General features: G+C 46.4%; 16 protein-coding genes. 12 read left to right on the top strand and 4 right to left on the bottom strand.

From position 1 onward, the window contains the following. Positions 1-99: 99 nt before the first annotated feature. The 3 genes from HF322_RS05310 (at position 100) to HF322_RS05300 (ending at position 2,530) form a co-directional block, all read left to right on the top strand. Positions 100-768 (top strand): hypothetical protein, encoded by a 669-nt coding sequence (locus tag HF322_RS05310; protein WP_169392377.1) that lies wholly within the window; start codon positions 100-102, stop codon positions 766-768. A 323-nt stretch (positions 769-1,091) separates the two neighbouring features. After that, positions 1,092-2,075, top strand: coding sequence for a malate dehydrogenase (locus HF322_RS05305; protein ID WP_169392376.1), 984 nt, complete (start codon positions 1,092-1,094; stop codon positions 2,073-2,075). 215 nt (positions 2,076-2,290) lie between these two features. Beyond that, entirely contained in the window at positions 2,291-2,530 is a 240-nt protein-coding gene (locus tag HF322_RS05300) for a DUF2789 family protein (RefSeq protein ID WP_169392375.1), read from the top strand. A gap of 76 nt (positions 2,531-2,606) precedes the next feature. Here the strand turns inward: HF322_RS05300 and ribF are convergent, their stop codons facing one another. Next, positions 2,607-3,626, bottom strand: a complete 1,020-nt coding sequence (ribF, locus tag HF322_RS05295; protein ID WP_169392374.1) for a riboflavin biosynthesis protein RibF — start codon at positions 3,624-3,626, stop codon at positions 2,607-2,609. Positions 3,627-3,807: 181 nt separating this feature from the next. Here ribF and HF322_RS05290 point away from each other — a divergent pair, with 181 nt between their 5' ends. Beyond that, the gene (locus HF322_RS05290; RefSeq protein WP_169392373.1) at positions 3,808-4,377 is read left to right on the top strand and encodes a GNAT family N-acetyltransferase; all 570 of its coding nucleotides are present in this window, start codon (positions 3,808-3,810) and stop codon (positions 4,375-4,377) included. 11 nt (positions 4,378-4,388) lie between these two features. On the opposite strand, the gene HF322_RS05285 is transcribed toward HF322_RS05290, so the two are convergent. The 3 genes from HF322_RS05285 to ampD all read right to left on the bottom strand — a co-directional run bounded on the left by HF322_RS05285 (position 4,389) and on the right by ampD (position 7,497). Then, positions 4,389-5,057 (bottom strand): hypothetical protein, encoded by a 669-nt coding sequence (locus tag HF322_RS05285; RefSeq protein WP_169392372.1) that lies wholly within the window; start codon positions 5,055-5,057, stop codon positions 4,389-4,391. A gap of 140 nt (positions 5,058-5,197) precedes the next feature. Continuing rightward, positions 5,198-6,748 carry a murein biosynthesis integral membrane protein MurJ gene (gene murJ / locus HF322_RS05280; protein ID WP_169392371.1) on the bottom strand — a complete coding sequence of 517 codons (1,551 nt, stop codon included), beginning with the start codon at positions 6,746-6,748 and terminating at the stop codon, positions 5,198-5,200. 152 nt (positions 6,749-6,900) lie between these two features. Next, positions 6,901-7,497 carry a 1,6-anhydro-N-acetylmuramyl-L-alanine amidase AmpD gene (gene ampD / locus HF322_RS05275; RefSeq protein ID WP_169392370.1) on the bottom strand — a complete coding sequence of 199 codons (597 nt, stop codon included), beginning with the start codon at positions 7,495-7,497 and terminating at the stop codon, positions 6,901-6,903. A 146-nt stretch (positions 7,498-7,643) separates the two neighbouring features. On the opposite strand from ampD, the gene HF322_RS05270 reads away from it, so the two are divergent. The 8 genes from HF322_RS05270 (at position 7,644) to HF322_RS05235 (ending at position 17,352) form a co-directional block, all read left to right on the top strand. Next, a complete protein-coding gene (locus HF322_RS05270) occupies positions 7,644-9,737 on the top strand; it encodes a DUF4105 domain-containing protein (protein ID WP_223193181.1) in 2,094 nt (697 codons plus the stop codon). A 49-nt stretch (positions 9,738-9,786) separates the two neighbouring features. Continuing rightward, positions 9,787-10,665, top strand: a complete 879-nt coding sequence (locus HF322_RS05265; RefSeq protein ID WP_169392368.1) for an SDR family oxidoreductase — start codon at positions 9,787-9,789, stop codon at positions 10,663-10,665. 26 nt (positions 10,666-10,691) lie between these two features. Continuing rightward, positions 10,692-11,690, top strand: coding sequence for a hypothetical protein (locus HF322_RS05260; protein WP_169392367.1), 999 nt, complete (start codon positions 10,692-10,694; stop codon positions 11,688-11,690). A 61-nt stretch (positions 11,691-11,751) separates the two neighbouring features. After that, entirely contained in the window at positions 11,752-12,426 is a 675-nt protein-coding gene (gene pyrE / locus HF322_RS05255; RefSeq protein WP_169392366.1) for an orotate phosphoribosyltransferase, read from the top strand. Between the two features lie 64 nt (positions 12,427-12,490). After that, positions 12,491-13,450 carry a glutathione synthase gene (gshB, locus tag HF322_RS05250; protein WP_169392365.1) on the top strand — a complete coding sequence of 320 codons (960 nt, stop codon included), beginning with the start codon at positions 12,491-12,493 and terminating at the stop codon, positions 13,448-13,450. Between the two features lie 160 nt (positions 13,451-13,610). Continuing rightward, complete coding sequence (murG, locus tag HF322_RS05245) at positions 13,611-14,726, top strand: undecaprenyldiphospho-muramoylpentapeptide beta-N-acetylglucosaminyltransferase (RefSeq protein WP_169392364.1); 1,116 nt, start codon at positions 13,611-13,613, stop codon at positions 14,724-14,726. A gap of 220 nt (positions 14,727-14,946) precedes the next feature. Next, a complete protein-coding gene (gene murC, locus HF322_RS05240) occupies positions 14,947-16,347 on the top strand; it encodes a UDP-N-acetylmuramate--L-alanine ligase (RefSeq protein WP_223193198.1) in 1,401 nt (466 codons plus the stop codon). A 15-nt stretch (positions 16,348-16,362) separates the two neighbouring features. Next, complete coding sequence (locus tag HF322_RS05235) at positions 16,363-17,352, top strand: D-alanine--D-alanine ligase (RefSeq protein WP_169392362.1); 990 nt, start codon at positions 16,363-16,365, stop codon at positions 17,350-17,352. Positions 17,353-17,606: the final 254 nt, after the last annotated feature.

Genomic DNA, 17,606 nt, shown 5'->3' with positions numbered 1-17,606 from the left:
TAAGCCGATAATTGAAATCGCTTTAGTTAGCTTAGGATTGGCGCTTAAGTGCCGATTTCCAACTTCATTTTTCTAATTTATTGATATTATTTGTTTGTTATGATTCGACCATCACTGCCTCTGACCAAGACCTTATTGCCTATTTATTGCCCTGCGCTGATGCTGCTTGGCGCGTCCTTGTTACCGATCAGTGCTCAAGCCGCGACCACGACCAAAGTTGGTCAGCGCGTGTTAATGATTGAGATGACTCCTGTACTTTGTAGCGCTCAGCCGTCGCGAGCGCGAATGCGCCAATGTTTAGAGGGGTATTCTTTGACCGTTTCAGGTCTTGATTTGGGCTATGGCGAGCGCTGCGGTCGCGCAACTGATCCCAATTTAACACCGCTTCAGCTGAAAGTGGTCAACCGAATCATGCCAGATTCGGCAGTTCGATCCCAAGTTTGGCAGCGTTATGGCGCTTGTAGTCCTTTAAGCTCAAGTAGTTATTTTCGCCAAATTACTAATCTTGCAGGACAACTTAAATTGCCTAACGAGCTGAACACCGGCAACAGCTACACCGTTCCTAAATCGCGATTCATCAGCCAAATGACGCGGCTAAATAGTGGCATGACGCCGGCAAGCCTTGATTTGATTTGTACTAAAGGCAGTCGCCGCCAAGCTATTTTATCTGAAATCCATGTTTGTTATGAGGGCAGCCAGTTTGGTCGCTGCAATAACATCATCGACAATTGTGGCAAAAACTTTATCATTTCAGGAAGCAGTAGTTAGTAAAGTGAATATAATTGTCTCATTAATAAATAAAAATAAGCTTATTTCGTAAATTTTTCAGTTATTAAATTTAGCCAAGCAAATTTTTGTCGGTATAAAATGTAACAATATCGCAAGGCGATGGTCGGTATTTGTCCCTAGACGGTTAATCTTGCAAGATGCTAAACTAGCCTGCGCTTTGATAAAAAAGTTAGGATGTTAAATCACGATCCGGTCTTGCCTTTTGAGTCAATGTCATGCCTTTTTCTGCTTGGTGGCGATGAAAGCGTCAGTGAGCCAAAACGATAATGATCAATTATCCAATTATTATGAGGGATTACGCTATGAAACAGCCTTTACGTGTTGCCGTGACTGGTGCTGCTGGTAATATCAGCTATGCCATGCTATTTCGTATTGCATCAGGTGAGATGTTAGGAAAAGATCAGCCCGTTATTTTGCAATTGCTCGAAATCACGCCAGCACTGGACGCCCTAAAAGGGGTCGTCATGGAGCTTGAAGATTGTGCTTTCCCACTACTTGCTGACATTGTTCAAACTGACGACGCCAATGTTGCCTTTAAAGATGTTGATTACGCCTTATTGGTTGGTGCCCGTCCTCGTGGTCCTGGCATGGAGCGCAAAGACTTACTTGAAGCTAACGCCGCAATTTTCTCAGCGCAAGGCAAAGCGTTAAATGACGTTGCAAGCCGTGATGTCAAAGTTTTAGTTGTGGGCAACCCTGCCAACACCAACGCGCTGATTGCTCAGCGTAACGCGCCGGATCTTGACCCACGCAACTTTACCGCCATGACCCGCCTTGATCATAACCGTGCGATGGCGCAACTTGCTGAAAAAACTGACAGCACCGTTAATGATGTAAAAAAAGTCATCATTTGGGGCAACCACTCGTCAACCCAATATCCTGACTTGACCGCTTGCACCGTAAATGGCAAGCCTGCGCTTGATTTGATCGATCGCGATTGGTATGAAAACACCTATATCCCAGACGTTCAACAGCGCGGCGCGGCGATCATCAAAGCTCGCGGTGCCTCTTCTGCGGCGTCTGCTGCCAATGCTGCCATCGCTCACATGCGTTCATGGGCGCTTGGTACAGATGACAACGATTGGGTTTCAATGGGCGTTTATTCAAACGGTGAATACGGCATTGCTAAAGGCTTGATTTACTCATTCCCTTGTACTTGTAGCAATGGCGATTGGTCAATCGTTGAAGGCGTTGATGTGTCCTCAAGCTTCTCAAAAGACAAAATGGGCGCAACCGAGCAAGAGCTTAGCGAAGAGCGCGACGCGGTATCGCATTTGCTACCATAAGCTATTTTTTTTAAATGGTAAAAATTGTAATGTTAAAAAAGCCTTCTATTTTGAGGGCTTTTTTATGGAAAAAGCTTTTTGTTAACACAATTGGTAACTTTCCTCACAAATCCTGCCACCGAGTTTGCTACAATCAACAAAGCAATAATTTTTACTACTGCTTTTACTACGACAACCGAGCCAACAATAAAGAATAAAATGATAGGAGCCGTGCTATGTTAGGTGAACCAAATTATACCATCAATGATTTGTTTGCGCAGTTAGGTCTTGAGAGCTCAGATGAAGCGATTGACGCGTTTATCGAAAAAAATAAGCTGTCAAAAGATGAAAAGCTGATTGAGGCGAGCATTTGGGATGAAAAACAATGCATGTTTTTACAAGAAGAATGGAAAAAAGATGCGGCTTGGGCAATCGTTATTGACGAACTCAATGTCCGGATGCACCCTGCGGCTTAAATTTATAAAGTAAATAAAAAAGCGCCTTTGGTGATAAATAAACCAAGGGCGCTTTTTTATTTACTTTTTGCAAAGCTTAACTTTGATCGCGCCGCCAAGCCAATAAGTCTTGAACGTCTTGCTGAATGCCAGCTTTGAGCGCCGCCAAATTTTCATAATAGCGCTCACCATGTAAAAAGTGCAAAAAGCGAACGTTAAGGCGCAAGCCATACAAGTCGCCGCTAAATTTTGGAAAAAACACCTCAAGCCGCCACTCGTGTGGTTTATCAACGGAAGGTCGTTTGCCAATATTTGCCGTTCCAAACAGGCTATGAGCTCGCAGACCTTGAATTCCCGTTTGACCGTCTTTTGCCAGATTGGTTAAGCCATCGGTAATCACCTTGCCATCCTCATCCAAACGCACAACATCAACCGCAAAAATGCCATGAAGCGCAGGCGTTAAGCGGTCAAGCGAAATGTTTGCCGTTGGAAAATCAAGCGTTCGCCCGATTTTATCGCCATCTTGAACCACGCCGCTGATGCTGTAATCCCGACCCAATAAGTGATTGGCGCGCTCGATATCTCCTGACAATAGCAGTTCGCGGATTCGGGTGGAGCTGATTCGCAAGTTGGCTTTGGATTGGTCGGTGATGGTCGCAAGATTGGTCACAGGCAAGCCATAATCGCGCAAAAACTGGCTGTCGCCAATGCGGTCTTGACCAAAGCGAAAATCGTCACCCAATACAAGCGCTTTAACGTTTAAGGTTTTGACCAAAATATCGGTAAAAGCTTTGGCAGATAGGCTACGAAACTTGCCATCAAAGCTTGCCACAATCAGCGTATCAATACCCATTTGGCTTAATATCGCTTGTTTTTCAGCAAAATTGGTCAAGCGGGCAGGGGCATTGTTTGGATCAAAAAACTCGCGCGGCTGCGGCTCGAAAATCATCACCGCCGATTGCAGCCGCTCAGCTTGGGCGTTTTCGCGAACCGCTTTGAGCATCGCTTGATGCCCTAAATGAACGCCATCAAAGTTGCCAATGGTCAACACACAAGGCGCAAGCGCTTTTACGCTTTGGGTTGGGTCAAGTAAGTGCTCAAGAAAATAGGTATTCATAAATGGGCAGCTTTGGTCATCGCAAAAAGTCATAGAAGCAGGCGTTTGGCAAAAAATAACCTGCCCAAACAAAATCTTGGCATATTATAAAGTAAAATGATCACTTGGGCATCTTTATCGGAAGTTTGCTAAGAGCAAGTCATCGAAGTTTTTTTATCGTATCAAAGGGTGGGGCAAAGGTATGGCAATTTGCGAACAAGGCAAAGCATTAACAGCGACGAAATTAAGCGACGGGTTTTTAGTAAGAGTGGCAAATCCTGAAGATTTACCAGATATTTTAGCGATTTTTAACCAAAGTATTGGCGGAAAGCAAGCCACGGCGCATTTGGCGCTTGTCGATGTGGCGGAGCGCCAAGCTTGGTTTGATGAGCATCTACAAAATCCAAAGCGCCCAATTGTGGTCGTGACCCAAACATCAAGCGCTCAAATTATAGCTTGGGGCAGCTTTAGCGATCTATACGCAAGACCTGCCTATCATATCAGCAGCGAAATCAGCATTTATTTACATCAAGACTATCAAAATCAAGGCTTAGGTCGAAAGCTTTTAGCTTGGATGATAGATACTGCGCCAAGTCTTGGCATTAACAATGTCATCGCGCTGATTTTTGGGCACAACGCGCCAAGCTTGGCGTTATTTAACAAGTTTGGCTTTAGCCAATGGGGCTATTTGCCCAAAGTTTGTGATATGGACGGCTTTTTGGCGGATGTGGTTATCCTCGGCTTGACGCTTGACATCAATGATGAACAATAAGGATTAAGCATTTATCCTAAGATTTTCCATTTGCCATTGATTTTTTCCAAATCATAGCTGAGCGGGGCAGGATCGCCTTGATCCGTGAGCATCAGCTCGCCTGTGACGGTGGCTTTGGTTTTATCCGCGTTATATTTGGTATCAGTAATGGTCACGCTTTGGACGGTTTGTTTAAAGGCGTATTGAGTGTTTTTTAGCTCTTGGGTAAAATTTGGCATATTGACCTGATAATAGATCGCGGCTTTTTCTGCATCGCCATAATATAAGGTGTCCAGCGCTCGCTTTACGGTGTCCTCTGGCGTCCCTGCAGTCGTAGGGTTGGTCAACAGACTGGGCTGCTTGACGGCGGCGGCGACGGGATTGATGTCTTTACTGACCACCTCGGCATCCCCTGTGACGATTTGACTTTTTGGGGTGATGATGGGCGGCGCGGCTACAGTGGACTGATTGATCCGCATGTCGCTCTCTTCGTCAGCAGTCGTTGCCGTTGGCTTTTTTTGGATTGGACTTTCACCTAAGCCCTTATCACTATCAATAGGGCTTGGGTGCTCGTCATTTGCAGCGGTTGCAGTAGTTTCAGGTGGATTGTCTTTTGGGGAACAAGCGCTTACCAAAAGTGCGGCGCTTAGCAAGCTCAATACAAGCGATTGATGAACAGCAGAGTTTTTTAATGAACTCATGATGACGTTACCTTTATACTTTGAAATTTGGGACAATGTTTTTTGAGACAATGTTTAGCGCTAATTTATCCTGAAACACCTTGAAGATAAATATAAAAATTGTCCCAAATCGCCCAAAGCTGTTGGGGTTCGGTAACCTTTTAGCCGTGTTTTAGTTGCCGTGGTCGAAATCCGGTAGCGATTAATACGACGCCATAAGTGACCGCTCCGGCAGCACAAAGCAGCGCCAAAACAAGAATGCGTTGCCACTGTGAGGCATCGGTTGGAAAATATGGAATGAGCAAATAAAGCGTCGCAAGCATGGCAAAAGTGGCAATAAAAAACTGTGAAAACAGCTTTTTCCAGTGCGAACCAAAGCGAAAAATCCCGCGCTCATGTAAGCAGTAATACAAAAGCCCTGCGTTCACAAACGACGCTCCGGTGGTCGCAAGTGCCAAGCCGCCATGAAGTGGCTTGCCCAATAAGTAAAAAATACCAATAAAAATCACGCTAAAGATCATATTGGCAATGACAGAAATGATGCCGATCTTAACCGGCGTTCGGGTATCTTGACGGGCAAAAAAGGCGGGGGCAAAAATTTTAATGAGCATAAAGCCCAAAATGCCGCCGGACATGCTTTGCAGCGCAAGGGCGCTCATTTGCGCGTCGCGAAGGCTAAACTCACCACGTAAAAACAGCGCTTGCATGAGCACATCAGACAGCATGAATAGCGCCGCGGCAGCAGGAAGCCCAACCAAAATAATCAAACGCGCTGCCCAATCGATGGTTTTTTTAAAGCTGACATCATCTTTTTGCGCTTCACTTTTGGACAAGCTTGGCAAAATTACCGTTCCGATTGCCACCCCAATTAGCCCAAGCGGCAGCTCGCTCATGCGCTCAGCGGCATAAAGCCAAGAAACTGATCCGCCAATCATAAGAGAGGCAAAAACGGTATTGAGCAGCAAGTTAATCTGCGTGACCGACACCCCAAAAATGGCAGGAAGCATCAATTTTAAAATGCGCCGAACACCTTCATGAGCAAAGTCAATTTTGGGCGCAACCAAGAGCTTTTGTTGCCAAAGCTGCGGTAATTGAATAAGCAGTTGCAACAAGCCTGAAATTGCCACCGCGTAGCCAAGCGCCATAATGGGCGTGTCAAACATCGGCGCAAATATCAGCGCCCCACCAATCATACATAAATTGAGCAGCACCGGCGCAAAGGCAGGAGCAGCAAAATAGTTGTAACTTTGCAAAATGCCGCTGGCAAACGCGGTCATCGAAATGAACAGCAAATAAGGAAAGGTGAGGCGAAGCAGCTCAGTTGCTATGTTAAATTTGTCCGGTTGGTCGGCAAATCCAGGAGCAAATAAGGTGATGACCCACGGCGCAAGCAAGATGACCACCACGGTGAGCATCGATAAAATCAGCATGAGCGCGCCGGAGGTTCGGCTAACTAAGATTTGAACTTCACGAAGGCTATATTTTTCTTTGTATTCCGACAACACCGGAACAAAGGCTTGGCTAAACGCGCCTTCAGCAAACAGCCTGCGCAAAAAGTTTGGGATTTTAAAGGCAACCAAAAACGCATCCATGAGACCGCCTGCGCCAAAGACGCTGAGCAGCACCACATCGCGAACCAATCCCAAAATCCGCGACAACATGGTCATGCTGCTGACAATCATGGTGGAGCGAAATAACCGACTTTTTGCCATAACAATTTGCAACTTTATCGTCAAAAAACGCGAGCGATTATAGCACTTTCAGCGCCGCCGTAAATGAATTGCTTGCGGATTTTATAGGGATAACCTTAAAAATTTGGGGGCGATTTTTGAGGTTATGCTATTTAAAAAGTGCTAAAAGACAGTCAATCAGCGTTGATATGTTGGGCAACCATTCCGCGCAATTTTTGCCAGTCAAAATACTCGCCAGGGTCAGTTTTGCGGATCGGCGCAATATCGCTATGCCCCGTCAAATGCCGCCGCGTTTTGGGATATGCCTCATAAATTGCAGCAATCACACTTGCCAACACTTCATATTGAATATCGGTGAACGGCATAAAATCTGAGCCTTCAAGCTCAATACCGATGCTAAAATCATTGCACTCGGCGCGCCCCAAATAGCTAGATCGCCCCGCGTGCCAAGCTCGGTCGTTAAAATTAACAAACTGGGTCAGTTGACCGTCGCGCTCAATAAATAAGTGCGCGGAAACTTCAGCGCCTTTAATCGTTAAAAAATACGGATGGGCGTTCCAATCAAGCTGATTTAAAAATAGGGCTTTAACGTAATGCAAGCCGTTTTTGACCACCGCACCAAACTCATCCGGCGGCAAGCTGATATTGTGAATCACAATCGCCTGAATATCGCTGTTTTTTGGTCGCTCGTTAAAGTTGGGCGAGGCAAGCCATTCAGCCGAATCAAGCTTGCCATCATAAATCTTAGGAATCGCAGTTTGGGTTGACATCGTCGGCGGTACTCTTGATCAGTCACATTTTTAACATTCTGAAAGGCGAGGATTGATGCTAAGATAGGACGTTAGTTTTAGGTTATTTTATCGCTAATTTTGGCAAATTGCACGAGCGCAAACGTATGAGATGTCACGCCTTGATTATGAACGCTATTCACCAGCCGCTATCGCCGTTAACTGCGGCCGTTGGGATTTTGATGGTCGCGCAATCGGCGCAAGCGTTTTTACCGACGCCATTAAACATTGTTAGTGAAGGTGTGTTAGCCCCGACGCTTAGCGATGAGTCAACGCAGCAAATTATGGTGGCAGACAACACCAATCGCGCAAAAATGACGGCTAATTTAGCAGCACCTAAAATTACCGAAAGCAAAACGCCGCCCAGCGCTCAAAACTTAAACAACGCAACCGAGCAATTATCACGTTGGCAAAATCAGGCTGACAGCAAAAATTTAGCTCAGCATACGACGTGGCGGCGGCTGCTTTATTTTGTGGATGATAAAAAAAGCTTGCTTGGTAAAAGTAAAAAAAATAACCAAAGCTTGGTGGATAATGCTGAGTTTTTTTTAAGCCCCAACGGCAGAACCGATTCCAAAGCCGAACTTGATGCCATGCTCAAAGCGTTAGCGGCGGAAATGGCAACTCCAGCTGCCAAAAACGACTCGGTCATTTGCCGATTTCCGGCGCGCGCTAATTGGCTGGCGGGCGAACTTGGGATAGATTTAAACCGTATAAATGCCGATTGCCCAAAGCTTGAGGATTGGATGACGACCCTTGCGCCGAACCAATTATCCGTGATGTTTGCTCAAGAATACTTGGACAATCCGTTATCCGCCTTTGCTCACACGCTATTGCGAATCGATTCAAAAGCCAGTGCCAACGATTTTTCTAAAATCAATCATGCTTATGCGCTCAATGACACGGTTAATGGTAATGATAGCGATCAGTTCGTGATTTATGCGCTTAAATCGGTCAGCGGTCGCTACAATAATATTATCGAGATTGATCCTTATCCCTCAAGGTTAGCAAAATATCTGCAAGAAGACGAGCGCGACACGTGGACATATCATCTTATGCTTACCCCAAGCGAGGTCCAGCAAATCATGGCTCACGTTTGGGAAACCAAAGATTTAGGATTGCCGTATTATTTCACCACGGACAATTGCGCCTCTGAAATCTTGCGATTGATTGACGTCGTTCGTCCTGATCAGCATTTATTAAGCCAATTATCCTTTGCGGTGATTCCCTCAGACGTGATCCAATTATTAAATAAAGAAAACTTGATTGAAAAAGGTCGCTTTACGCCCTCGGACAGCAGCTTACGGCAAGCGCAGCTAAATAAAGCTCAAGCGTTAAACTTGCCAAAAGCCAAGCTTGATGGCATCAAGTCACACAAAGACAATCCAATCTCGAGCATCAGCCCAGACGGTCAAACATTGTTACCAACCACCATTTCTGCTGCCAATAATAATCCGCTTGACCGGCATTTTTTGCAATCGATGCAGCTTGGCATTGGTCAGCGCGGCGGCAATAGCTACGCGGATATTGGTGTTCAAGCCGGCTATCATGACATGCTTGATAATCCCGCAGGATTTCCGCAATTTTTTAACTTAACTGGACTTGCCGCCACTTTGCGCGTCAATGATACTGACAACGAAAAACTATCCCCAAATCGCGTCACGTTGCAAAATTTCACCTTAATCAAAGGTCGCTCATTTAATCCCGTCAATGCCGCTAAAAAAGGCGCAACTTGGGGCGCCGCGATTGAAGCCACTCGCGTTAACGATGGCTCGCAAAACGAGGCGCTGCAAAACAGTGATAAAGACCATTTGGTGGGCAACACTTCGTTTGAATATGGCTGGTCGTGGGCGTTTGGCGCGCCAAAACTTGGCACGGGGCATATGCCGCCGCAGCTTTGTTTTGCGATGGCAAATGGGACAGCTCAGGCAGGTCGCGGCATCAGCAAAGGCTACCGCGTGGGCGCAGGAATTGATACCGGCTGCTATTATCAAATTAATGAGCGCTTGCGCGCCGCCGCAGGGCTACAACTGCCGTATTGGTATCATGGTGACAGCTCAGATGACAGTATAACATCGCATTATTGGCAGCCAATCAGCAGTTTAGGACTGCAATACGATATCGATAAAAACCAAGCGCTTAGGATTGAGGCGAGCTATGAATGGCGCGACCGGATTGAATCACAAGATGATATTAAATTGTCGTATAAACGCTATTTTTAATTAAATTTAAAGTTGAACGTTATCATAAGAATAAGATAAGGGATAACTTATGGTTGTGCAAAATCAAAACCAGCATCAAAATCAAAAGTACCTGATTATCGGTCAAGGCGCGATTGGCTTGCCAGTGACCAATACCCTTGCCGATCAAGGCTTTGATGTGACAGGGCTTGCAAGGCACAAGCGTGATCATTATGATTTGGCAACAAACGCTCAGTTTTTACAATGTGATGCGCTTGCTTTAACCGCTGAGCAGTTAAAAAATTTTAGTAGAATTGCGATTATTGTCACCCCTGATGACTATTCAAAAGTGGGCTATGAAAACAGCTATTTAAAAATTTGTCAGCATTTAGCAAGCTTGAGTGATGAGTTACCAAACCTTGAGCGTATCCTTTTTATTTCCTCAACGGGAATTTACGGTCAAGACAATGGCGATTGGATTGATGACACCGTTGTGCCTTCATCGCTTGATGACAATTCAACCTCAAATTTTATTTTAAAGGCTGAGCAAGCGCTGCAAAATGGCTTTCACGATAAAACCATTATCATCCGCCCAAGTGGCATTTATGGTCGCAATCGCCTCATGCGCGTTCGCCAAGCTCAAAAAGATGAGAAAGAGCCGATAGCGCGCAAGCATTGGACAAACCGGATTATGGACAGCGATTTGGTGACGATTATTGCCAACGTATTAACGACAGCTGCGCCAAAGCCGTTATATCTTGCGACCGATTATTTGCCAGTGACGAGCTTTGAATTAACGACTTGGCTCAGCGATCAGCTTGGCAGCACAAATCCTGTCATTGATGACCGCAAAACGGCAGTAACGGGCAAGCGGCTTCACAGCAATATCCCATGCGATTGGCTTACTTTTCCCGATTGGCAAGCAGGCTACCGCGATATTTTGCAGCACAGCGATTTTGAAATTAAATAACCCCAGTAACGGAAACGACTTTGGCAATGACTTGGAAAAATGGTGACAATGAGGCGCAAACTTTAGCCAAACAAAAACAGGCTTTGGAAAGTTCTACTCAATCTAAACTCAATCGGGCGAGTCGAAAGGTTCGTCATCCCAATTTTGACCCAAATCAAGCGCTTATCGATCCGGCAAGACCGCTGACCGATATTCCGGAGCCTGCGCCAAATGCTCAAGGAATGGCGACCGCGTATTTTGGCGAGGGTTATTATGAATTGATCCCCAAATCGCCGTTAGATGGCGAGACTGAGCTGTCAAAATGGCAGCTGATTGCCTCGACAGGTTTGCAAGAGCATTTAGAGTTGTTGTCAGCGGCGCAGTTAGTAGCACTTCCTGCTGATTTTGAGCAGCCGATCAGCTCGCCGCCACTGATTGCTGATTTTGATCCAAGCGTTTTGCTTGATTTGGCAGATATTGACCGCGTGTTACAGCAGTTCCCAATGCTTACCCGCTTTGGGATAAGTGTTGATTCAAGCAAAGTGCTTAAAGCGCCGCCACTGTCAACCTCGCTTCGCGCTTTGATTAAGCGCTTTGACCAAGATGCGTTATTAAATAGCGACTTTTTGGACGATTGGCAAGTGATTTTGCAGCCAGAACTCCTTGAAGCGGTCGCTCCTGATTCTGCAATAGGCAAAGCTCAGGACAGTTTGGCGCTAGATATTTTGCCCTGTAGTGTTGCCATGCATATTTTAAAATCGTGTAGCAAGCGAAAATCCATCAATCGCAGCTTAAATAGCGATCAGATTTGTCATTTTGCGCGCAGTTTTGTGCTGAGCCAAGCGGTTAAATTTCCGGCGCGGCGCGATTATTTCCGCCAAATTCGTCTGTTTTCTGGTCATATTATTGTCGCTGCCTTCCTGCTTGGTTTTGAGATGGAGGTTAGCCGCGATGGCACTTGTTATTTTAATATGTCATCGCGATCAAGCTTATTTTCAAGGTATGTTAATTTGAGCGAAATTGCCATCAACGGTTGGTCAATGTAAGCAATAATGCGTACAATAAAGCACTTTTTTTGTCTATTCGTTTTTGTCTATAGAGGTCGTTATGTCGTCGCAGTCGTTTTCATCGCATGAGTTTATCCAGTTGGCGCTTGACAATCAGGTGCTTAAATTTGGCGAGTTTGTCTTAAAATCAGGTCGCATTAGCCCATATTTTTTTAATGCAGGACTTTTGGCGACAGGCGAGATGCTGTCGCTGTTAGCAAATGGTTACGCCAAAGCCCTTGCCGATGAAATGCAAAAAACGGGAAATCGCGATTTGGTGATTTTTGGTGCCGCTTACAAAGGCATTCCGTTTGTGGCAGCAACGGCGCAAGCGCTTTGGCGCAATCACGGCATCAACGCGCATTGGGGCTACAACCGAAAAGAAGCCAAAACCCATGGCGAGGGCGGAAGTCTGGTTGGCGCGGATGTGGCGGGCAAATGCGTTTGGATTTTGGATGATGTGATCACTGCTGGCACAGCAATGCGTGAGGTGGTGGACATTTTAACTAAAGCGGGCGCGACCGTCGGCGGCATTATTGTGGCGCTGGATCGAAAAGAAAAAGGTCAAGGTGCGCGCTCAGCGATTCAAGAGCTTGCCGAAAATTTAGCCGTTCCTGTTCGCGCTTTGGTGAGCATGGATGACTTGATCAGCTATTTATCTGACCCAAATCGCGCTTATCAAAACCCAACCCAACTTGCAAAAATGCAGCATTACCGCGAGCAATACGGCGTATAATGGCGAGTTAGTACTTTAAAATTTAAAAATAGAAATTAAAAATAACAAGTTAAGTGAGCTTATCATGAAGCAATCGGACTTAAACATTTTGGTGGTGATGGACCCCATCGAGCGCATCAATTATTACAAAGACACCAGTCTGGCGATGATGTGGTCGGCACAAAATCGCGGTCACAAACTGTTTTATTGCCAAATTCATGATTTGTGGCTCAATCGCGGTCAACTTATGGTGGATAGCCAATCGGTTGTTTGTGCGCAAAATCCTGCTGATTTTTACCAGTTGGGCGATAAAGACACCAAGGCTGTGACTGAGTTTGATGTGATTTTAATGCGTAAAGACCCGCCGTTTGACTTGCGCTTTTTGCATGCCACTTATTTGCTCGATCATGCCAAAGCCGCTGGCGTGTTGGTGGTCAATGACCCAACCGCGATTCGTGATTGTAACGAAAAGCTGTTTGCCACGTGGTTTAGCCCGTTTATGAGCCCAACTATTGTGACGAGCAAACAGTCGCACATCCGCGAATTTATCCGCGATCAGCAAGACGTGATTGTCAAGCCGCTTGATGGTATGGGCGGGATGGGCGTGTTTCGATTGACCGCCGATAGTCCTAATATTGGTGCGACCCTTGAGATGCTCACCGAGCTTGAAACCATGCCAATTATGGCTCAGCGTTATTTGCCTGAGATTAGCGAAGGCGACAAGCGCGTGTTAATCGTTGATGGGGTCGTGGTTGATTACTGCTTAGCGCGGATTCCCGTTGGCGGCGAGACGCGTGGCAATCTGGCAGCGGGCGGTCGCGGCGTTGCCATGCCGCTTAGTGATGCTGAACGCGAAGTTGCGCAAGCGGTCGCGCCGATTGTCCGTGACAAAGGGCTGATGTTTGTTGGTTTAGATTTAATTGGTGGTCGCATCACCGAGATTAACGTGACCAGTCCCACTTGCGTCCGCGAAATTAACGACCAATGCGGAACAGACATTGCAACCGACTTTATTAAAGCCATCGAGGCGCGCTTTGAGAGCTAATTGATAAAAATACAGGCAATGGCAATCAAAATATCATGCAATTTGTTACCAAATGGCACAGTGCTTTTTTGTCATTGCTTTATACTATTCGGCTTTTACTCCCACCAAGGTTTGACCATTTATTTGAGTCAATCCTGACGCTAAAACTAGGGTTTTTTCCATGCAAGACCAAGACTCCCGCCAATTTCCAACCAAAGCGCCCAATATCTTAATGATGGCAGCCGGAACCGGCGGTCACGTGTTTCCGGCATTGGCAGTTGCCGAAGCGTTATCCCAGCGCGGCGCGACCATTCATTGGCTTGGCACGCAATCGGGAATGGAGTCGGACTTGGTCAAACCTACGGGCTACCCTTATCACGCGATTGCTATGCAAGGCTTGCGCGGAAAAGGGATTGGGCGATTATTTAAGCTGCCGATGACCCTGCTTGCCGCCGTACTTGCCAGCCGAAAAGTGATCAAGCAAAATGACATCGATTTGGTGGTCGGCTTTGGCGGTTATGTGACAGCGCCGGGTGGCATGGCAGCAAAAATGGCAGGAACGCCTTTGATCATTCACGAGCAAAACGCCATTGCCGGAATGAGCAATCGCTATTTAGCAAAAATGGCGGTCAACGTGTTGCAGGCGTTTGACGGCACCTTTGATAAAGGTCAAAGTGATAAAGTTCAAACGGTCGGCAATCCAGTTCGTAATGCCATCTCTGGCGTTAAAATGCCTGATGAGCGCTATGATAAAAATGACAACTCGCCGCTTAGACTGCTCGTTGTTGGTGGCTCGCTTGGCGCTCAAGTGTTGAATGAAACCGTACCAAAAGCGCTTGAACTGATTGCAAAGCCGCTGCAAGTTCGCCACCAATGTGGTCGCGGCAATGAAGAAAGCACTCAGTCAGCTTACGAGCAAAGCCAAATTGACCATCATAACATCACCGTTCAGCCGTTTATTGAGGATATGGCAGCGGCTTACAACTGGGCAGATGTGATTGTTTGCCGAGCAGGCGCGCTGACCGTGACCGAAATCCAAAATGTCGGTATTGCTGCGATTTTTGTGCCGCTACCGCATGCGGTTGATGACCACCAAACTGCAAATGCCAAAACGCTGACCGATAACGATGCGGCAATTTTAATACCGCAATCAGAGCTGACGCCTAAGCGCTTAAGTGACACGATACAGGCATTGGATCGACCATCTTGCTTAGCGATGGCAAAAAAAGCCAACGCGCTTGCCAATCGCGCCGCGACCGAAACGGTTGCCCAAATTATTTGGCAGCGATTGCTTTGATGGCTATGATTGCCATTTAAATAAATTGTAATATAAACCTTTGCTATCAGCACCATTGCGTCACGCTTTTAGCAACGTTTACTGATTTTTTGACCTAACTTTTATTTGCCCTAATTTAAAGAGACGCGTTATGCCAAGCACCGCTTTTGCCAATAGCCCTTGCGCTCGATCTGATCGCCCTGATCAAGATTCCCCCAAACGTTTGATTGAGATTCCTGAGATGCGCCGGATTCAGCGACTGCATTTTGTAGGAATTGGCGGCTCAGGGATGTGCGGCATTGCCGAGGTCATGAGCAATCAAGGCTATCAAGTTAGCGGCTCGGATATCGTGGACAGTCCCGTTACCAAGCGCCTTCGCGAGATTGGCATTGAAATTTTTATCGGTCACGACTCCAAAAATATTGCCGATGCTGATGTGGTCGTGGTGTCCTCCGCCATTGATCGCAGCAACCCTGAGATTAAAGCGGCGCTAAAAGCCCGACTTCCGGTCGTCCGCCGAGCTGATATGCTAGGCGAGCTTATGCGCTATCGTCATGGCATTGCAGTGGCTGGCGCTCATGGTAAAACGACAACGACCAGTTTGCTCACCACCATGCTGGCTGAAGGCGGTCTTGATCCCACTTATGTGATCGGCGGCAAATTAAACGCTTCCGGCAAAAATGCGGCGCTTGGCAGCAGCCGTTATTTGGTGGCTGAAGCGGATGAGTCAGACGCGTCATTTTTATCCTTGCATCCGATGGCAGCGATCGTCACCAACATCGATCAAGACCATATGGAAACCTATGAAAACAGCTTTGATAAATTAAAAGCCGCTTACATTCAGTTTTTACAAAACATGCCGTTTTATGGTTTGGCAGTGGTTTGCGGTGATGACCGTGAGCTTTATGCGATGATTGATGACATTTCGCGCCCCGTGTTGACCTTTGGTCTTGAGTCTTACAATGACGTTCAAGCCATTGATGTGGTAAGCGACGGCACAAAAACGCATTTTACCGTACTTCGCCGTGATTTTGAGCCGCTACAATTGACCTTAAATATTCCTGGATTGCATAACGTTTACAACGCGTTAGCCGCGATCACTATGGCAACGGATGAAGGTGTTGATGATGAAGCCATTAAGCGCACGCTACAAAAGTTTGCTGGGGTTGGTCGCCGCTTTGAGCAGCATGGGGCAGTGGAACTTGAAGAAGGCGACGTGCTTTTAATCGATGATTATGGTCATCACCCAACCGAGGTAGAGGCAACCATTAAAGCGGCGCGCCAAAGCTTCCCAGATCGCCGATTGGTTATGCTGTTTCAGCCGCATCGCTACAGCCGGACGCGCGACTGCTTTGATGACTTTGTTGAGGTATTATCCGAAGTTGATGAGCTGTTGCTTCTTGACGTTTATCCGGCAGGAGAGGACTTAATTGTTGGTGCAGATTCTAAAGCACTGGCAAAAAGTATCCGTCATCGCGGCAAAGTTGAGCCGACCATCATTGATAAAGACAATCTTGCTGAGGTCATGAAACGCATGCTGCAGCCCAACGATTTGCTCATCACCCAAGGCGCAGGAAACGTCGGTCAAATCGCCATTGATTTGGCTGCCAATCAGCTGTACCTTAACGATCCCATTATTTAACAGTTAGGATAAGCCATGACCGAGTGTAATCAAAAATTTCGTCAATCAGAACCTGCCTCCTATCCTAAAATTAAGCAAAGTCACGTTACCGATGCTCGCTCTTTTGGGCGGGTGGCGGTGGTTTACGGGGGCAATAGCAACGAGCGCAGCATTTCACTAAATAGTGGCGCAGCCGTGCTAGAAGCCCTTAAAAATCAAGGCGTTGATGCGACCCATTTTGACCCCAAGTTTCAAGACATCAGCGAACTAAAGCAGTTTGATCGCGTTTTTAACGTGTTGCATGGTCGCGGCGGTGAAGATGGGGTATTGCAAGGCTTACTTGAATGGCTTGAAATTCCGCAAACGGGATCTGGCGTGTTAGCTTCAGCATTGGGAATGGATAAAGTCCGCACCAAGCAGCTTTGGCAGGGCTGCGGATTATCAACGGCGCCGTTTTCATTATTGACAGCGGATACCGATTGGCAGCAAGTGGTTAATATGTTGGGATTACCATTGATTGTTAAGCCGGTTCATGAAGGCTCAAGCATTGGCATGACCAAAGTGAATCATTTGGACGAATTGCCTAAAGCTTTTGCGACGGCTGCTGATTGCGGCGATGCGGTGATGGCGGAGCGCTGGATTACCGGTCGCGAGTTCACCATTGTCATTATCGACGATGAAGCTTATCCGGTCATTCGCTTAGAGCCTGCCGACATCACTAACTTTTATGATTTTGAAGCGAAATATAATCGCAATGATACGGGCTACTTTATCCCTTGCGGCTTAAGCGCTGATGATGAGCGTCATTTGCAGGAGCTGAGTCTTGCCGCGTTTCGCGCTGTTGATGCCAAAGGTTGGGGTCGAATTGATGCCATGCAAGACGACAAAGGCAACTTTTGGCTACTTGAAATCAATACCGTTCCGGGAATGACCAGTCACAGTTTGGTTCCTATGGCAGCAAAAGCTCGCGGGATGAATTTTGAGCAACTATGCTGGCATATTTTGGCGCAAACCGTTAGCGTTTAAATTGCGGGTGGTGCTGGCAATTTAGCCCTAAATCATGGATAATAATCAAAAAATTAGGCGATATTGAGATTCAGTTCGCCTAATTTGTTGTTTGTAATCTTATGTAAATAGCGATTGATCACTTCGCATTATGCTATTGTTTAGAACAAAAATACGTTAATATTGTAAAGATATTTTTAGTAACGTAAAATTGCATCGTTAATTTAAAGGCTAGGCTCAATTAAAAGCATAGTAGCAGTATTTTTTGCCAAATA

Source organism: Psychrobacter sp. MF31, from assembly GCF_012847335.1.
GTDB lineage: Bacteria > Pseudomonadota > Gammaproteobacteria > Pseudomonadales > Moraxellaceae > Psychrobacter.
Note: the sequence above shows the minus strand (reverse complement) of the source record. Positions and strands in the feature narration are given on the sequence as shown.